This is a genomic window from Mucilaginibacter sp. Mucisp73, assembly GCF_059491465.1.
In genome coordinates this window covers 203291-219395 of the sequence record NZ_CP168507.1, presented here as the reverse complement: position 1 = coordinate 219395, position 16105 = coordinate 203291, and the positions used below count along the sequence as shown (strand labels likewise).

Below are 16105 nucleotides of genomic sequence, written 5' to 3'. Positions count from 1 at the left end.
CCTCTAATCTCCAACCTCTAACCGCTCTACTCCGCTTTCAAGCTCTTTACCGGGTTCATTAACGCGGCTTTAATGCTTTGATAGCTTACCGTAGCAAGGGCTATCATAATTGCGGCCACCCCCGCCAGCGCAAACATCCACCAGCTAAGCTGTACGCGATAGGTAAAATCCTGCAGCCATTGGGTCATTGCATAATAGGCTATAGGCGTTGCTATCACAATGGCAATAAATACCAGTTTTACAAAATTCATGGATAACATTGCAGTGATATTGCCAATAGTAGCGCCTAATACCTTGCGAATCCCTATTTCCTTGCTGCGCTGCTCGGCCATGAAAGCAGCCAGGGCAAACAGACCGAGACAAGCAATCATGATAGCTAGTACCGCAAAACTTGTGAAAATACGCCCCATACGCTGTACATCGGCATACATGCTGGCAAAACGCTCGTCCATAAAAGTGTACCTGATGGGCTGGTTGGGTGCAAACTGTTTCCAGGTCGCGGTGATCTGGTCGAGCGCTTTTTTTACATCACCGGCTTTTATTTTTACCGATACTATCGATTCGCTTGAGCTTAAATGCATCACCAATGGCTCAATGCCATCGCGCATCGAGTTAAAGTTAAAGTCCTGCACCACGCCAATAATAGTTTTACCCGGGCCATAGTTAACTATCTTTTTCCCTATCGGATTTTTAAGTCCGAGTTTGTTGGCCATCATTTGGTTAATGATCACCGCCTGCGAGTCGGCTTTCATATCGGGAATAAAGTCGCGGCCAGCCACCAGTTTAATGCCCAGTGTTTTGAGATAATCATGATCCACATCCCAAAACTGACCACCTACAGTAGGATCTATTTTTTCTCTTCCCTCAATAAAAAATTGGTTGCCATTACGCTTAGTGCCCGAAACCGGTAAAAAATCGCTGATTGATGCACTTTTAACTGTGGATAGTTTCAGCAATTCGCTTTTAAATGGTTTCACCTGGTTATCAAGCGTATTGGTACCTTGTATCATCACCACCTGATCTTTCTCAAAACCTACTTTTTTGTTAAGCAGGTATTGCATCTGGTTATAAATAACCACCGTGCTGATGATGAGGATAATAGATGTAGCAAACTGGAAAACCACCAGCACATTACGCAATACCGAACTTTTACTTCCGGTGCTTAAATTGCCTTTAAGCACTTCGGCTGGTGTAAAGCCCGAGAGGTAAAACGCAGGATAAATGCCCGCCACAATGCCAATTAAGAATGCCGCCGCCAGCACTACCGGTACTAACCACCAAACCGCCCACGGCATAGTAAGCGATTTGGACGCCAGCATATTAAAATATGGCAATAGTACCCAGGCCAGGACCAGGCCTAATACAAACGAGAAAAAGCTATACAATAATGATTCGGCCAAAAACTGCCTGATCAAACCACTTCGCTGCGAGCCAACTACTTTACGTAACCCAACCTCTTTGGCCCTGTTAGCCGATTTGGCTGTAGAAAGATTAATAAAATTGATACAGGCAATCACCAAAATAAAACCGGCCACCGCGCCAAACAACCACACGAAACGGATATCCCCGTGCGACATGCCATCATGAATATCGTACGAGCGTAAATTGATATCCTGTACATTTTGAACCACTAAATTAAAAATGCTCATTACCCTGCTGGCGCGTTTATCGCCATTGCGTGTCATGCTGGGGATGTAATAATTTTTCAGGATGCCATCATTTACCTTTTTATTAAACTGTGCTATGTTGGTGCCGGGTTTCAGCGCCATGTATATATGATAATTATTGGCATCCCAGGTTGCCTGTTCGCCATTCCAGAACTCGACACCGGCAAGGGTGATAAAGAACTTAAAATCGTGCAGATGCGAATTACCGGGGATATCCTGCATCACCGCGGCTATTTTAAAAGGTTTGGTTTTGTTATTGTTTAGGTACATTACCTTACCTACCGGGTTTTGACCGGGGAAGTATTTATCTGCCTTGCTTTTTGAGATCACCATACTCAAGGGTTCGCTTAAGGCATGTTTTGGGTCGCCGTAAACCATGGGCAGGTTTAAAATATCTATCAGCCCCTGGTCGGCATAGGCAAACCCTTCTTCGTGGGTATTATCGGCTTGCTCGGCACGCTTTAACTCATTTGCGCCGGCCCCCCAAAACAGCGAGTTTGGCATTAAACGCCCTGATTTCTCTACTTCCGGATAGTCCTGTTTAATCACTTTGGCCATCACCGAAGGCCAATCAACACCTTTTTCATCTACCGAGCCATCGTGGTAATGCCCAAGCAAACGGTAAACATTAGCGGCATTAGGGTAACTTTTATCAAAGCTCAACTCATCGCGAATGTAGAGGGCAATTAGCAAACAGGCCGCAATACTAAACGCAAAGCCGCCAATTTTAATAGCAGCATACATTTTTTGCTTGCGCAACTGTCTTAAAGCAACCTTCAGGTAATTTTTGATCATGGCTATGCTGTTTAAAAAGGGGCTATGTTGTTTTAATTTTTCAGTACTGTTATAATTAGCCTGCATGGTTTTCTCCGGTTTAACCGGAGCGGGTGTTTCAACTGCAACCGTTGGTTGTCCTGTACCCTCCATATCTTTGATCTTTGCCTGGATCTTACCAAACAAAACCGAACCGTCACTCTTTGGCTTTTCCTCTCCATCATCCCACCATTTCGACATTAACCTTAGCTGGCTATGCAGCTCCGGGTTTTCGGCCAGCAAAGCGTTTAGCTCCTGCAACTCCTTTTCCGAAGCTTCATTAGCCAATTTCTTTGAAGCCAGGCTCCAAATGTGGTCATCCAAGTTCATCTCTCAAACGGGCGTTAGTTTATCAAAGGCAGTACACTACTGTTTTGGTAGATAAAAGCCATGCCATTTATATAAATAACTAATAATCAATAATTTATATAAAACTCGTCATTGTTACTGTACGATAGCGTACATCTGGTGTCCGGTTTTAAGCAGAGTCATTTCCTTCCTGAACAAGTATGATAACACCAGCTGCAAACAGAACGTCTTTAACCAATCATTGGTGTTACCCCCCCTCTTTAATTAAAAAGCTTATTTTCAATTATTTATCCAATAAAAATACGAATTGTGTTAACCCTGTTAACTCCCAAGCCATCCGGTTTAAACTCACAATTTCTCTACTCTCCCGTAACATAATTCCGTCCCATGCGTCATAGGTGATTTACGCACAAAACATTTTGGCTGGCAGGGTGTATATTTGAGAATTAACTATCCTTAACAGCTTGTAAAAAGCAAACTTTTTGTACTACATATGACTGATCGCAAATTAATTACAAAACTCATGCTGTCGTGTGTGCTTACCACAGCTATGGCAACTGCTTACGGGCAGCAAACCCCTCCACCCGAAAACCCCGCACTAAAAATTTACCGGGCCGTACCAACCAAAACCAACGATCTTATCCACACCAAACTTGATGTGCGCTTCGATTACAAAAAACGCTACCTGTATGGTAAGGAATGGGTTACTTTGAAACCTCACTTCTATCCAACTGATAGCTTAAGGCTCGACGCTAAAGGCATGGACCTTAAAAATATCTCGGTAGTAAAAAATGGTAAAAATGTGCCGCTTAAGTTTACGTACCAGGACAGCCTTTCGGTAGCTATTAAACTGGATAAGGTTTATCACAACAACGAAAGCTATACCATTTACATTGATTATACCGCCAAGCCCAATGAGCTGAAAGCTAAAGGCAGTGCAGCTATCAATGACGCTAAAGGCTTATATTTCATCAATCCCGACGGTACGGAAAAAGATAAGCCAACCCAGATCTGGACACAAGGCGAAACCGAGAGCTCATCGGCCTGGTTCCCTACCATTGATAAGCCCAGCCAGAAAACTACTGAAGAGATCACGATGACCGTGCCTGCAAAATACGTAACCCTATCAAACGGTAAACTGACTGCTCAAAAAACAAATGCCGACGGAACCCGTACCGATACCTGGAAACAGGAGTTGCCGCACTCGCCATATCTGTTTATGATGGCCGTTGGCGATTTCAAGATCTATAAAGATAAGTGGAAAGATAAAGAGGTAAGCTACTACCTGGAGCCTAAATACGCTCCTTACGCCAAAGAGATCTTTGGTTTCACGCCTGAAGCTATCGACTTTTATTCAAAAACTTTAGGTGTTAATTTTCCATGGGTTAAATACTCCCAAATTGTAGTACGCGACTACGTAAGCGGCGCTATGGAAAATACATCGGCTACCCTTCATGGCGATTACGTACAGGCTACCCACCGCGAACTGATAGACGCCAACTTTAGCAATGGCCGCAGCACTATTGTGCACGAGCTGTTTCATCAATGGTTTGGCGATTATGTTACTGCCGAAAGTTGGAGCAACCTTACCGTAAACGAATCGTTTGCCAACTTCAGCGAAACCATCTGGGCCGAACATAAATATGGCAAGGACGAAGCTGATGCGCATAACTATGCAGATATGCAAAGCTATCTCCGTTCGCAGGGAGCCAGTACTAAAAACCTGGTGCGTTTTTATTATGCCGATAAAGAGGACGTTTTTGACGCTGTAACCTACCAAAAAGGTGGCCGCATCCTGAACATGCTCCGCAATTATTTAGGCGATGCTGCATTTTATAAAGGACTTAACATCTATCTGAAAACTAACGCCTTCAAAAACGGTGAAGCCCAGCAATTACGTTTAGCATTTGAGGAGGCCAGCGGCCAGGACCTTAACTGGTATTTTAACCAATGGTATTATGGAGCCGGTCACCCGATACTGAATATCAGCTACAAATGGGACGAGGCAACTAAAACCGAAACCGTTTACCTGAAACAAACACAGGATGGCCAAACCTTTAAACTGCCAATGGCTATTGATATTTACCAGGGCGGTAAAAAAGTGCGCCATAAAGAGTGGATGAATGACAAGGTAGATTCTATCAGCTACCAACTGACCGGCAAACCTGATTTGGTGAATGTTGATGCCGATAAAATCCTGTTAACCAAGAAAACTGACAATAAAACAATTGACGAGTTTTCATTCCAGTATTTCAACGCCCCTAATTATCTTGATCGTTACGAAGCGATAGAAGCTGCTGCATCAGATCAAACCCGTCCGCAAGCACAAAAAATCCTGATCGCGGCTTTAAAGGATAAGTATTATGGCCTCCGCATTAAAACCATCAGGGCATTAAACCTCACTAAAGATGATGTGCGTAATGCAGCCCAGCCAATATTGATCGCATTAGCTCAAGCCGATAATAACACGCTTGTAAAAGCAGCTGCTATTACTGCATTAGGCAAATTGAAAGCAAGCGGTAATATGACTTTGTTTACCCAGTCCATATCGAGCGAATCATACGCTGTACAGGGCGCGGCCTTAAACGCCATTGCACAACTTGACCCGGCCAAAGCATTAAGCTTAGCCAAAGGCCTTGAAAAAGACAACAAAGGCGCATTAACTACCGCTATCATGACTTTATATACTACTAATGGTAATGATGCCGAATGGCCATTTGTTTACCATGCGTTTACCGAGGCAGGGATTCAGGAAAAATTCAATTCCCTTAAAAACTTTGCTGACATGACTGCCAAAGTAAATAAGCCAGAGTACGCTCAACAAGGTATTGAAGAGCTTAAAAATGCCGGCATTAAATTTAAGGTTTACGGAGCAGCACCATTTATAGTAACCCAACTGGAAGGTATCAAAACCTCACGTACTACTATGAAAGACGATGCATCGGCAAAAGCTGCTGACGATGCTATCAAGGCTGTGAATGACACCAAATAAGCAGAAAGCTAAAGGCTTAAAGCTAAAAGCTTTATAGCTTTGTGCATTCACCCTGAATACAAAAGGCCGCCTTTGTTAAGAGCGGCCTTTTGTATTTAGCGTAAAGCGATGTGGTTGAGCTTAAGGCCTAAAGCTAAACGCGTTTTGAGTGTTAGCGTTATTAGCTTTGAGCTTTTTGCGTTCGGCTTTAAGCCTTCTGCTTTTAGCTTAAATTACTTTACCAGCGTACCAATATCTTCGCCTTTGGCAATTTTCATAAAGTTGCCTTCTTTGTTCATATCAAATACGATGATAGGCAGTTTATTTTCCTGGCAAAGGGTGATGGCGGTCATATCCATTACATTAAGGCCTTTGTCATATACTTCCTGGAAAGTGATTTCGTCGTAACGGGTAGCTGAAGGGTCTTTTTCCGGGTCGGCGGTGTAGATGCCGTCAACACGGGTACCCTTTAATACCACATCGGCTTTAATTTCAATGGCGCGTAATGAAGCGGCAGTATCAGTAGTAAAGTAAGGGTTACCAGTACCGGCACCAAAGATCACGATCTTGCCCATTTCCAGGTGGTGCATAGCACGACGGCGGATGTACGGCTCACAGATCTGTTCCATTTTAATGGCCGATTGCAGGCGGGTTTCCACACCAATGCTTTCTAAAGCATTTTGCAGCGCCATACAGTTAATCACTGTTGCAAGCATACCCATATAATCGGCCTGCGCACGTTCCATACCCGATTTTTCAGCACTTAATCCCCTGAAAATATTACCGCCTCCAACAACTACCGCAATCTCGATACCGGCATCATAAACGTTTTTAATGTCATGAGCATACTGCAAAACCTGGTTGTTATCAATACCATATTGCCTTGCGCCCATCAGCGACTCGCCCGAAAGTTTCAGTAATATTCTTTTGTATTTCATTTGGTGTGATTTGCTAATAATAGAAAAAGATGAAACCTGCTTTTGTTTATATCAAGAATTGATAAAGCTCTGTTCATACGGGAGTAGTTCGCCAAAAATAGCGAATAAATTTCAGTGTTAAAATTTTATGTTGTCTTTGTTAAAAAATCACCCTTTAGTATAGTCCCAAGCACTTCAAAATCAGCATTAAAAATAACAAGGTCGGCATCAAAGCCTTTCTCTATTTTACCCTTTTTTGTTTGCGATGCTAACTCGGCGGGATATAATGAAGCCATATTTACGGCCTCAGCCAGGTCAATACCGGCCAATTTAACGCAATTTTCAACTGCTTTAAGCATGGTAAGGTTTGAACCTGATAAAGTACCATCGGGCATGGTGTACCTGTCGCCCCTTAGCTCGTGCTGGTAAGCGCCCTCTTTGGTTGAAGTAACAGCATCAGTGATCAGGAAAAGTTTGTCACCCAGTTCGCGTTTAGCTAAACGTACCATAGCAAAATCAACGTGGATACCATCTGCTACAATACTGGTATATGGCCTTTCCTCAAAAATTGCAGGGATATAACCGGGCTCACGATGGTGCATGGATGGCATAGCATTAAACAAGTGGGTTACTGCCTGCACCGGTTTCTTTAAAAATGATTTGCCTTCGGCATAAGTAGCATTACTATGGCCGGATGATATGATAACACCCTGCTCATATAAATAATCTATCACCTCCTGATCCTGCAGTTCGGGCGCAATGGTGATCATCTTGATAACACCATCAGCTTTTTCAAGCCAGCCTTTAACCTCAATCAAAGTAGCCTTTTTGATAAACTTTTCGGGGTGAGCGCCTTTTTTGGCAGGATTTAAATACGGCCCTTCCAGGTGCAATCCCCAGAAAGCCCCCCTGCTTTTTTCGCGATAGATCTTAGCTGCTTCAATACCGGTTTCCACAATTTCATTAGTATTGGTGCCAATGGTGGCAAACACACCAATTGTGCCCTGGTTCAGCAGGTCATTCTCCAATTGTTCAAGCGCCTCAACGGTAGGTGTACCGGCAAAAAGCTTACCGCCGCTGCCGTAGATTTGCAGATCGATAAATCCCGGGGCAAGGAATGCGCCGTTCAGGTCTTTCTTTTCACTCTCCGTTGGGATAGCGCTTTCGTCAATAACATCAATGATAGTTCCGTTTGAGATCAAAACGGCTTTGCCTTCGGCGATGGTGCCGGCAGAGATGAGTTTAAGGTTGTGGAGGACGATAGGCATGTTTCTTCGTTTTACGTCATTGCGAGGTACGAAGCAATCGCGAACTCTACAGAGCGGCTCTGCATATCGGGGATTGCTTCGTACCTCGCAATGACGGGGTTGATTAAAAACAACAGGGCAAAAAAAATCCCCCGATTTTCATCGGGGGATAATATGATTAAGCTCCTAAAGCTACCCGCTTGAAGGCGGTTACTGTAAGGCCTTTTTCAACCGAGTCAAGGAATTGTGAAATGCTCTTAGACGAATCTTTCACAAACTCCTGATTTAACAGGGTTGAGTCTTTGTAGAATTTATTCAGTTTACCTGCAGCAATTTTTTCAACCATTGCTTCTGGTTTACCTTCTGCACGGATCTGCTCTTTAGCAATTTCAAGCTCACGCTCAATTACTGAAGCGTCAACGCCATCTTTATCCAAAGCGATAGGATTCATAGCAGCAATTTGCATAGCTACGTCTTTACCGGCTTCTTCTGCACCTGCGCCATCAGCGCTTAAAGCTACCAATACACCTAAACGGAAGTTACCGTGGATGTAAGCAACAACCTTTTCGCCGTTAACAACTTCATATTTAGATACACCGATTTTTTCACCGATTTTGCCGGTTTTTTCGATGATCGCATCACCGATTTTAACGCGGGCAGTTTCAACGTCGATTTCAAGGGCGTAAAGCTCTTCAATTGAAGCTGGTTTTGCTTCAACAGCTTTGTTAGCAATTTCATTTGCAAAAGCGATGAACTCAGCGTTTTTAGCTACGAAGTCAGTTTCGCAGTTAAGCTCGATGATAACACCGGTTTTAAAATCTTCAGAAGTACGTGCAATAACAACACCTTCGTTTGATTCCCTGTCCTGACGGCTTGCTGCAACTTTAGCACCTTTTTTCCTTAAAAAATCGATAGCTGCTTCAAAATCACCGTTAGTTTCGGTTAATGCTTTTTTGCAATCCATCATACCGGCACCGGTTTGCTGGCGCAGTTTGTTTACGTCGGCTGCAGAAATTTGTACTGTAGACATGTTTTTTTGAGTTTTAAGATTTTTTATATCGGGTTACAAGTTACCGTAATGGTATTATGCTATTGTAACCTGCAACTATTTTTAATATTAAAAATCCTCCCTGATGCTTTTAACGGAATCAGGGAGGCTTTAAATATTTGTTCCTTGTTCCCCCTTCAGGGGGTTAGGGGGCTTATTCTTCTGTTTCAGCAGCCGGAGCTTCAGCTTCGCCTTCAGCAGCTACTTCAGCAACTTTACGGGTTCTTTTACCGCCTTCGTTAACTTCAGGAGCATCAGCTTTAGCTTTTGCAGCTACTGCTTCTTTTTCAGCTTCGTCTTCTTTCTCGCGTTTGCGCTCATCTAAACCTTCTTCGATAGCTTTGATGATGATGCTGGTGATCAAAGATATTGATTTTGTAGCGTCGTCATTCGCAGGGATCGGGAAGTCGATGTTTGAAGGGTCAGAGTTGGTATCAACCATAGCAAATGTAGGGATGTTCAACTTTAATGCTTCTGAAACCGCGATATGCTCTTTCTTAACGTCGATCAGGAATAAAGCAGCCGGTAAACGGTTCAGATCAGAGATACCACCTAAAAGGGTTTCTAATTTGATACGCTCACGCTGAATCATCAGACGCTCTTTTTTAGAAAGGTTGCTGTAAGTACCGTCTTTAGTCAATTTATCGATGTTTGACATCTTTTTGATTGACTTACGTACAGTAGCAAAGTTAGTTAACATACCACCTAACCAACGCTCGGTGATGTATGGCATGTTTACACTTTTTGCATAATCAGCAACGATATCTTTCGCTTGTTTCTTTGTAGCTACGAATAATACCTTACGGCCTGATTTTACAATTTGTTTTATAGCTGCAGCAGCTTCTTCAACCTTAGTTAAGGTTTTATTTAAATCGATAATGTGGATACCGTTACGCTCCATGAAAATGTACTGTGACATTTTCGGATCCCATTTGCGGGTAAGGTGACCAAAGTGTACACCAGCGTCCAGTAAATCCTGATAAGTTGTTCTTGCCATTTTGTTGTCCTCCTGTGATTAACGTTTACTGAATTGGAATCTCTTACGTGCTTTCCTGCGACCTGGTTTTTTACGCTCAACCATACGGTCATCGCGGGTCATTAAGCCTTTAGCACGTAATGCCGGTTTCTTTTCAGCATCAAGTTCAACAATAGCTTTAGCGATAGCTAAACGAACGGCTTCTGCCTGTCCTTTTACACCACCACCTGCAACGTTTGCTTTAACATCATATTTTCCGGTGCTACCAGAAACCTCAGTGCTCTGAGTTACGATATATTGCAATGGCAAAGTAGGGAAGTACTCTTTGTAATCTTTACCGTTAACGATGATCGCACCATTTCCTTCTGTAAGGTAGATGCGGGCAACGGCTGTTTTTCTTCTGCCTGAAGTGTTAGTTGTTGGCATTTTTTTTCTCCTTAAAAATTAAAAATTAAATGGCTTTTGGGTTTTGCGCAGCATGAGGATGCTCAGCACCTGCATATACATGCAAATTGCCGAATAATGCTTTACCCAAACGATTTTTAGGTAACATACCACGTACCGCTTTCTCGATGATGCGGGTTGGATGTTTCGCCAATAACTCCTTAGGAGAAATAAAACGCTGACCACCTGGATATCCAGTGTAACGAACATAAACTTTGTCGCTTAGTTTGTTGCCGGTCAGTTTTACCTTGTCTGCGTTGATAACGATCACATTATCACCACAGTCTACGTTTGGGGTGAAATCAGGCTTGGTTTTACCACGGATGATCATTGCGATCTTCGTAGACAAGCGCCCCAAAATCTCGCCTTCGGCGTCAACAACAACCCATTGTTTGTTAACGGTTTTTTTGTTGGCTGAGACAGTTTTGTAACTTAACGTATTCACTTGCTTTAAATTAAATTGTTTAAACGTTTATTATACCCCGTATTTTCGGGACTGCAAAGATAGGGTTAATTACGTTATTAGCAAATAGTTTTTAAGGAAAATATTGTAGCATGATTAAAGGATTGTCTGAACCGGATTTGGGGAGATTCAGGGAGTGTCAGGATTTTATTTTGTCTGAACCCGAACTTGTTGAATTTTAGGAATAGTCAAAATTTTAGGAATTCGAAAAAATTCAATAATTCGTTTAATTCGAGTTCAGACAACTACCAGAATCCGATAAACCCGGTTCAGAAAAAATCTGTGTAATCAAAAATCAATCGGTGTAATCCCAATAAAAAAATCCGACATCGAAAATCCGAAAATCTCAAATCAAAATAATGGTGTTGCCTGCGGCCCGGGCTATACGTTCATACGCCTACAGGCATTACACGCATGGCCGGTATCCACTTCTATCCCTAACACAGAAAACACATCCGGAATGCTCTATGAGTATGATGCTTTACCTTCTTAAATCTACTAAATCAGTTCTCCAATTACTTAGCTAAAGCAAGGTCCAATGCCTCATCAGCAGGTGTTAGCGGGTTATCCTTTACCATAAAGTCTGGCATTACCGGGTGTTGATCATTAGTATTGCCGCTGGCCCTGATAAATTGCTTGGTTGAAGTAGTAAACGTAAATCCGGTATTGGGCAGTTTTAAAAAAATCAGTTCACCATAATCATTGGCCGGTTCGCCTGATGGTTCACCGACCAATGTAGCCAGCTTATAATCCTGAATGGTATTGGCCAGCATGTTGGCACTCGAAAAAGTATGCGGGCCAATCAGCACCAAAACGTTCCCTTTGAATAACAAATCATTAAACGTTGGCCGGGCAGGCCTATCACCGCTATTTGATACAGTAGTACCATTAATGGCATTAAAATAATAAGCCATCTTTTGTGGCCCTTCTCCTTTTAACTTTTCATTAAGCTGATCTTTGTACTCCTGGCTTACTTTCCACTTTACACCTCCTGCCATCCGGAAAGGCTTATCGGTAATATAGCCTAATAACATTTCGGCTAATGCCGAATTACCTCCCCCATTTTTTCGCAAATCGATGATCAGCACCTTGGCTTGTTTGTTTTTAATGGAAGTAAAGCACGAATCTAAAAACCGTTTAAATACAGCCGGTTCAGCTGTAAGTGTATTCAATGCTAAATAAGCTTTATCCGTATTCAAAAAATCAAATTGATGATCTGCAATTGGTTTAATCTTAGGCAGGTCTTTAGCTCTTGCAGCAATATTGTTTCTGAAATCTGCCCATGAAACCGGGTTTACTACTGCACTATCTACCTGGTTGTTACGCAGGTAACGGATATGCCATGGCCCGTTTACTCCATACAGATGCAAATACACGATGAGGTTACGACAGATATCAAGAGCTTTATATTCCGGCAGACCGCCCGCATAACCACCCAGCTTACCCATCAATTTCTCTGTAGTAATTCCATTAATGCTGATGATGGCATCGCCCGGCTTTAGTTTATCTTCCGCGGAAGCATCAAGCCTCACAATAAACTCTGAGCCATTAAACTCTCTTATCAGTACAGGAAATAAAAGATTTCCCCCAGCCTTCAATTCGTCAACTAACGATTCGGGATAGTTAAACACACTATGCCCTTCATTCAATGCGCCTATCAGCCGTGCCATAATTGGCCACGCCTCTTTTGCTGTCATACCATCATGAAGGCCGGCAAGCACGCTATCAGTGAGCCGCGAATAGGAAGCCTTACTTATGCTGTGATACATATCAGGATGCACGTCGGCAACCGTGGCAACCAGGTATTTTACATCTTCTGCTAACTGATGTTTTGAGTAGTGTTTTTCTGTAGCAACAGTGTCGCGTTTTTTTGCAGATAAGCCAACAACAGGCAACACCATCATTAGTAATAAGAGTAAAGGCAGCTTCATATCAAACATGATGCACAAAATAGCAAATTGGTTGCAAGCAGCTTCTTAATTGCTTGTAATTAGTCATTCGTCAGACGGCCGGCACTTATGGAATTTTTATTTGTAATAAGTTTTTTACATTCAGATGATATAAATATATTAGCAGGAACACTAATTAATTCCTGAATAATTGGCTCCCGCTGCTTACCGGCTCACCTTAACCTTGATTGTACTTTTAAGTACCTGCAAGTTGTTTGCCCAAACCCTGGCCGATCCGGTTGATTCGTTACAAACACAGGTAGACGCCAATGGAATCTTAGCTTCCATATTCAGCGGCAAAAGCAGCAAACCTGCCGCAGCTACCGAACAGTTACGAAATCGTACCTATTGGTCGGTATTACCATCGGCAGCTTACAACCCAAGCGTGGGTTTTGCCGTTGGGGTTATCTCATCAGGAGGAAAATACTTTGGTGATCCTTCAACTACAACACTTTCGGTAATTAATGCCGGCTTTTACCTGTCAACAAGCGGGCTCTCTACTTTTGAGTTTAAACAAAACGCTTTTTCGGCTCAAAACAAGTGGAACCTGCAGGGCACTGTACAAATAGGGAAAACCGTTGCCATGGACAACGGCCTCGGCACCGGCAGGCGCAGCTTTGGCGAAGGCAGCTTTTTCATGAATAATACCCACTTTGAAAACAATCCGGATGCCTTCCCTATCCGTTATGTATACATCAAAGCCAATGAGCGCATCTACCGTAAACTGGCACATCATATATATGTAGGTGCCGGGCTAAGCTTTAATTATTACAGCCATATAGATGATGACCGCAAGGATATCCCCATATCAAAAACTCATAACTACCGCTATAGTATCCGTAACGGCTTTCCTGTTAACTCGTACCAGGCTAATGGCTTGTTGTTCAATTTCCAGTTCAATAACCGCGACCAGCCTAACCGCCCGTTCAGGGGTATTTATGCCGATATAGTTTTTCGGAACAACCAAACCTGGCTGGGAAGCAACCGCAATGCCATGCAGGTAAAGTTTGAGTTCAGGAAGTACTGGAGCTTATCATCAACCCATCCCGAACACGTATTTGCCGTGTGGCATTGGTCAAACTACCTGTTAAGCGGCGCGCTGCCCTACCTTGAACTGCCCGGCACCGGCAGCGATGCTTATGGCCGCATTGGCAGAGCATTTATTATAGGTAGGTTTAAAGGCATGTCGTTTGTATACAATGAGGCCGAATACCGCTTTCCGCTAACAAGCAATAAGTTGCTCAGCGGTGTTGCCTTTGTCAATGCCGAAACGGCTAACAACCAGCAACGCATAAAACTATTCAGGTATTGGGAGCCCGGTGGCGGAGTGGGCTTGCGACTGTTGTTTAATAAATACACGCGCTCTAATCTATGTATTGATTATGCCAGGGGAACTTATGGTTCAAGTGGGTTCTTTTTGGGACTTAACGAGGTATTTTAACTATAAGCAGGCTACGATGATGGTTATACCGTTATAATTGGTGTCATTTTTGTGCTGAAATTGCCTGAACAAGCAATCTACCATAAATGCGCACTCCGTTAACCTCACAACTACTCGGCGACCTGATTGAAAAAGGCTACGAATATGTATTGGTAAAGATCAACCTGAACCAACAGCAAGATGAGGCTGTCGACATAACACTTGTACCAATAAAAGAAAAACCGGAATTAAATAAATTACCAACAGGCTTTGAAACTTTTTACCGCATCACCCGCGAGCCCATGCAACTGGTTTGTGGTGTCGACAATACCAGTATTTTCATCGAATATCAAACCTTTGGTGACACTATAACCAGCCAGGACCTTTTCGACGACACTTATTTTAGGATGAGCGAGGACTTTTTCAGGCAGGTGTTGGACAGCCTGGAAGATTACGCGGTGATCACTACAGATAAAAATGGTGACGTTAACAGCTGGAATACCGGTGCCCAAAAAGTGCTTGGCTACACCGAACAGGAAGTATTAGGCCTAAGCGCCCGGATTTTTTTTACTCCCGAAGATATTGCCGAAGGTAAACCCGAAGCCGAATTAAAAAAAGCGCTGAGCCGGGGCAGAGCTATCGATGAGCGTTATCATGTACGCAAGGACGGCACACGCTTTTGGGGCAGCGGGCTGGTTTTCCCGCTGTTTGATGAACAGCACAATCATCGTGGTTTCACTAAAATCATGCGTAATCAACGGGAAGAACAGCGATCAAAAGAGCTTGGCATATAAAACAAAAGAGGTGCTCAAATGAACACCTCTTTTGTTTTATATCTTTTCGGGAAAAAGAATTAAGCATTGTAGCTTACGCCGTGATCTTCTTCTACCTGTGGGTTAATAAATGGTGAGCCTTTGGTAAAGCAACCTACAATTAAAAGGTAGGCACCAAAAATCAATTGCGGAGCTACCAATTTATCAGAAAAAGCATAAACCCATGGTGAGCAAAATAAAAATGATCCCATAATTACATCACCAACATTATGCATAACCATCGGGAATTGCTTGATAAAGCCCATTTCGTTTTTAGCAAAGATAGCCATGATAAGCTGTAACCAACCAATGATCAAAGGCAGGAACAAAGCAGCACCGCCAACATGAAGTGTATCAAACGTCCATAATGATGAAATCATTAACAGGGCTACAACGTAGTTTAAAAATCCGTAAGTTTTTGTTGAGATGAAGCCTTTCATTTTTAGCTTATTTATAAAGTATCAGTAAAATGATTTATATCTAAATTCTGTGCCAAAGGTAAACATTTGCACGGCTTAAGCACAGTAAATTTTAAAAAATTGAATTGCGTGGCAATCAATTAGCTACGAGGTCGCGAAATAACTGAATATGCCAGCTATCTTTAAACGGCACCTCCCATTTAGTTTCAAGCTCGGTCAAATTTTGAACCAGGTTATTATAAACAACTGTTTCCTTATTAATGCTGCCCTCTTTTAGTTTAGCCTCAAAATCATGCCGTGGTAACGAAAGCACTTCCTCACCCTCGCGATAAGCCAAATTAAACCTGTCGAAAAGATTAATCCCTAAATGCTGCTGCACCTGCTGCATAAAATGAACCGATTTATCGATAGAGCACCCACTTGCACCTGCCTGGCTTTCATCAACAATCAATATAAAAAAACGGTTATACCTTACCTCACCTTTGGCTTTTAGCTGGTTATTGTGTGCTGTCCAGTTGGTGGTAAACCTGTCCAGCTCAGGCTGGATCTGCTGCACTTCCAGATCAGTTAATTTCCTGTCCGACTGATAGATCCAAACTCTTGACTGTGGAGAAAATTTCATTTCCAAAAATATCAATTTATTAACTTCG

Annotated in this window: 13 protein-coding genes; 3 read left to right on the top strand and 10 right to left on the bottom strand. The window is 42.8% G+C overall.

Annotation, left to right across the window (positions count from 1 at the left end):
* Positions 1-26: 26 nt before the first annotated feature.
* A complete protein-coding gene (locus tag ACEN82_RS00895; RefSeq protein WP_413319520.1) occupies positions 27-2810 on the bottom strand; it encodes an ABC transporter permease in 2784 nt (927 codons plus the stop codon).
* 472 nt (positions 2811-3282) lie between these two features.
* Here ACEN82_RS00895 and ACEN82_RS00890 point away from each other — a divergent pair, with 472 nt between their 5' ends.
* Positions 3283-5781 (top strand): M1 family aminopeptidase, encoded by a 2499-nt coding sequence (locus ACEN82_RS00890; protein ID WP_413319522.1) that lies wholly within the window; start codon positions 3283-3285, stop codon positions 5779-5781.
* A gap of 212 nt (positions 5782-5993) precedes the next feature.
* Here the strand turns inward: ACEN82_RS00890 and pyrH are convergent, their stop codons facing one another.
* The 7 genes from pyrH to ACEN82_RS00855 all read right to left on the bottom strand — a co-directional run bounded on the left by pyrH (position 5994) and on the right by ACEN82_RS00855 (position 12795).
* Positions 5994-6698: a UMP kinase gene (gene pyrH / locus ACEN82_RS00885; protein ID WP_090529473.1), complete on the bottom strand. Its 705-nt coding sequence runs from the start codon at positions 6696-6698 to the stop codon at positions 5994-5996.
* Positions 6699-6823: 125 nt separating this feature from the next.
* The gene (gene nagA, locus ACEN82_RS00880) at positions 6824-7945 is read right to left on the bottom strand and encodes an N-acetylglucosamine-6-phosphate deacetylase (RefSeq protein WP_413319524.1); all 1122 of its coding nucleotides are present in this window, start codon (positions 7943-7945) and stop codon (positions 6824-6826) included.
* A gap of 157 nt (positions 7946-8102) precedes the next feature.
* The gene (gene tsf, locus ACEN82_RS00875) at positions 8103-8954 is read right to left on the bottom strand and encodes a translation elongation factor Ts (RefSeq protein WP_091165207.1); all 852 of its coding nucleotides are present in this window, start codon (positions 8952-8954) and stop codon (positions 8103-8105) included.
* Between the two features lie 172 nt (positions 8955-9126).
* Positions 9127-9969: a 30S ribosomal protein S2 gene (rpsB, locus tag ACEN82_RS00870; RefSeq protein ID WP_090529482.1), complete on the bottom strand. Its 843-nt coding sequence runs from the start codon at positions 9967-9969 to the stop codon at positions 9127-9129.
* A gap of 18 nt (positions 9970-9987) precedes the next feature.
* Entirely contained in the window at positions 9988-10374 is a 387-nt protein-coding gene (gene rpsI, locus ACEN82_RS00865) for a 30S ribosomal protein S9 (protein ID WP_090529485.1), read from the bottom strand.
* 25 nt (positions 10375-10399) lie between these two features.
* On the bottom strand, positions 10400-10837 hold the full coding sequence (rplM, locus tag ACEN82_RS00860; protein ID WP_091220406.1) for a 50S ribosomal protein L13: 438 nt from the start codon (positions 10835-10837) through the stop codon (positions 10400-10402).
* Positions 10838-11370: 533 nt separating this feature from the next.
* Entirely contained in the window at positions 11371-12795 is a 1425-nt protein-coding gene (locus ACEN82_RS00855) for a S41 family peptidase (protein WP_413319527.1), read from the bottom strand.
* Positions 12796-12988: 193 nt separating this feature from the next.
* Here ACEN82_RS00855 and ACEN82_RS00850 point away from each other — a divergent pair, with 193 nt between their 5' ends.
* Together ACEN82_RS00850 and ACEN82_RS00845 are read left to right on the top strand one after the other, a co-directional pair.
* Positions 12989-14245 (top strand): BamA/TamA family outer membrane protein, encoded by a 1257-nt coding sequence (locus tag ACEN82_RS00850; RefSeq protein ID WP_413319529.1) that lies wholly within the window; start codon positions 12989-12991, stop codon positions 14243-14245.
* Positions 14246-14331: 86 nt separating this feature from the next.
* On the top strand, positions 14332-15018 hold the full coding sequence (locus ACEN82_RS00845) for a PAS domain-containing protein (protein ID WP_413319531.1): 687 nt from the start codon (positions 14332-14334) through the stop codon (positions 15016-15018).
* Positions 15019-15077: 59 nt separating this feature from the next.
* Here ACEN82_RS00845 and ACEN82_RS00840 read toward each other — a convergent pair whose 3' ends face one another.
* Together ACEN82_RS00840 and ACEN82_RS00835 are read right to left on the bottom strand one after the other, a co-directional pair.
* Positions 15078-15476, bottom strand: coding sequence for an SPW repeat domain-containing protein (locus tag ACEN82_RS00840; RefSeq protein WP_090529500.1), 399 nt, complete (start codon positions 15474-15476; stop codon positions 15078-15080).
* Positions 15477-15591: 115 nt separating this feature from the next.
* Positions 15592-16077 carry an ABC transporter ATPase gene (locus ACEN82_RS00835; protein ID WP_274990090.1) on the bottom strand — a complete coding sequence of 162 codons (486 nt, stop codon included), beginning with the start codon at positions 16075-16077 and terminating at the stop codon, positions 15592-15594.
* Between the last annotated feature and the right edge of the window lie 28 nt (positions 16078-16105).

Bases quoted from the DNA above. Each gene is read 5' to 3' on its own strand.
- rpsB (WP_090529482.1), bottom strand. From the start codon at position 9,969: ATGGCAAGAACAACTTATCAGGATTTACTGGACGCTGGTGTACACTTT.
- ACEN82_RS00855 (WP_413319527.1), bottom strand. From the start codon at position 12,795: ATGTTTGATATGAAGCTGCCTTTACTCTTATTACTAATGATGGTGTTG.
- ACEN82_RS00895 (WP_413319520.1), bottom strand. From the start codon at position 2,810: ATGAACTTGGATGACCACATTTGGAGCCTGGCTTCAAAGAAATTGGCT.
- rpsI (WP_090529485.1), bottom strand. From the start codon at position 10,374: ATGCCAACAACTAACACTTCAGGCAGAAGAAAAACAGCCGTTGCCCGC.
- ACEN82_RS00835 (WP_274990090.1), bottom strand. From the start codon at position 16,077: ATGAAATTTTCTCCACAGTCAAGAGTTTGGATCTATCAGTCGGACAGG.
- pyrH (WP_090529473.1), bottom strand. From the start codon at position 6,698: ATGAAATACAAAAGAATATTACTGAAACTTTCGGGCGAGTCGCTGATG.
- tsf (WP_091165207.1), bottom strand. From the start codon at position 8,954: ATGTCTACAGTACAAATTTCTGCAGCCGACGTAAACAAACTGCGCCAG.
- nagA (WP_413319524.1), bottom strand. From the start codon at position 7,945: ATGCCTATCGTCCTCCACAACCTTAAACTCATCTCTGCCGGCACCATC.
- ACEN82_RS00840 (WP_090529500.1), bottom strand. From the start codon at position 15,476: ATGAAAGGCTTCATCTCAACAAAAACTTACGGATTTTTAAACTACGTT.
- ACEN82_RS00890 (WP_413319522.1), top strand. From the start codon at position 3,283: ATGACTGATCGCAAATTAATTACAAAACTCATGCTGTCGTGTGTGCTT.
- ACEN82_RS00845 (WP_413319531.1), top strand. From the start codon at position 14,332: ATGCGCACTCCGTTAACCTCACAACTACTCGGCGACCTGATTGAAAAA.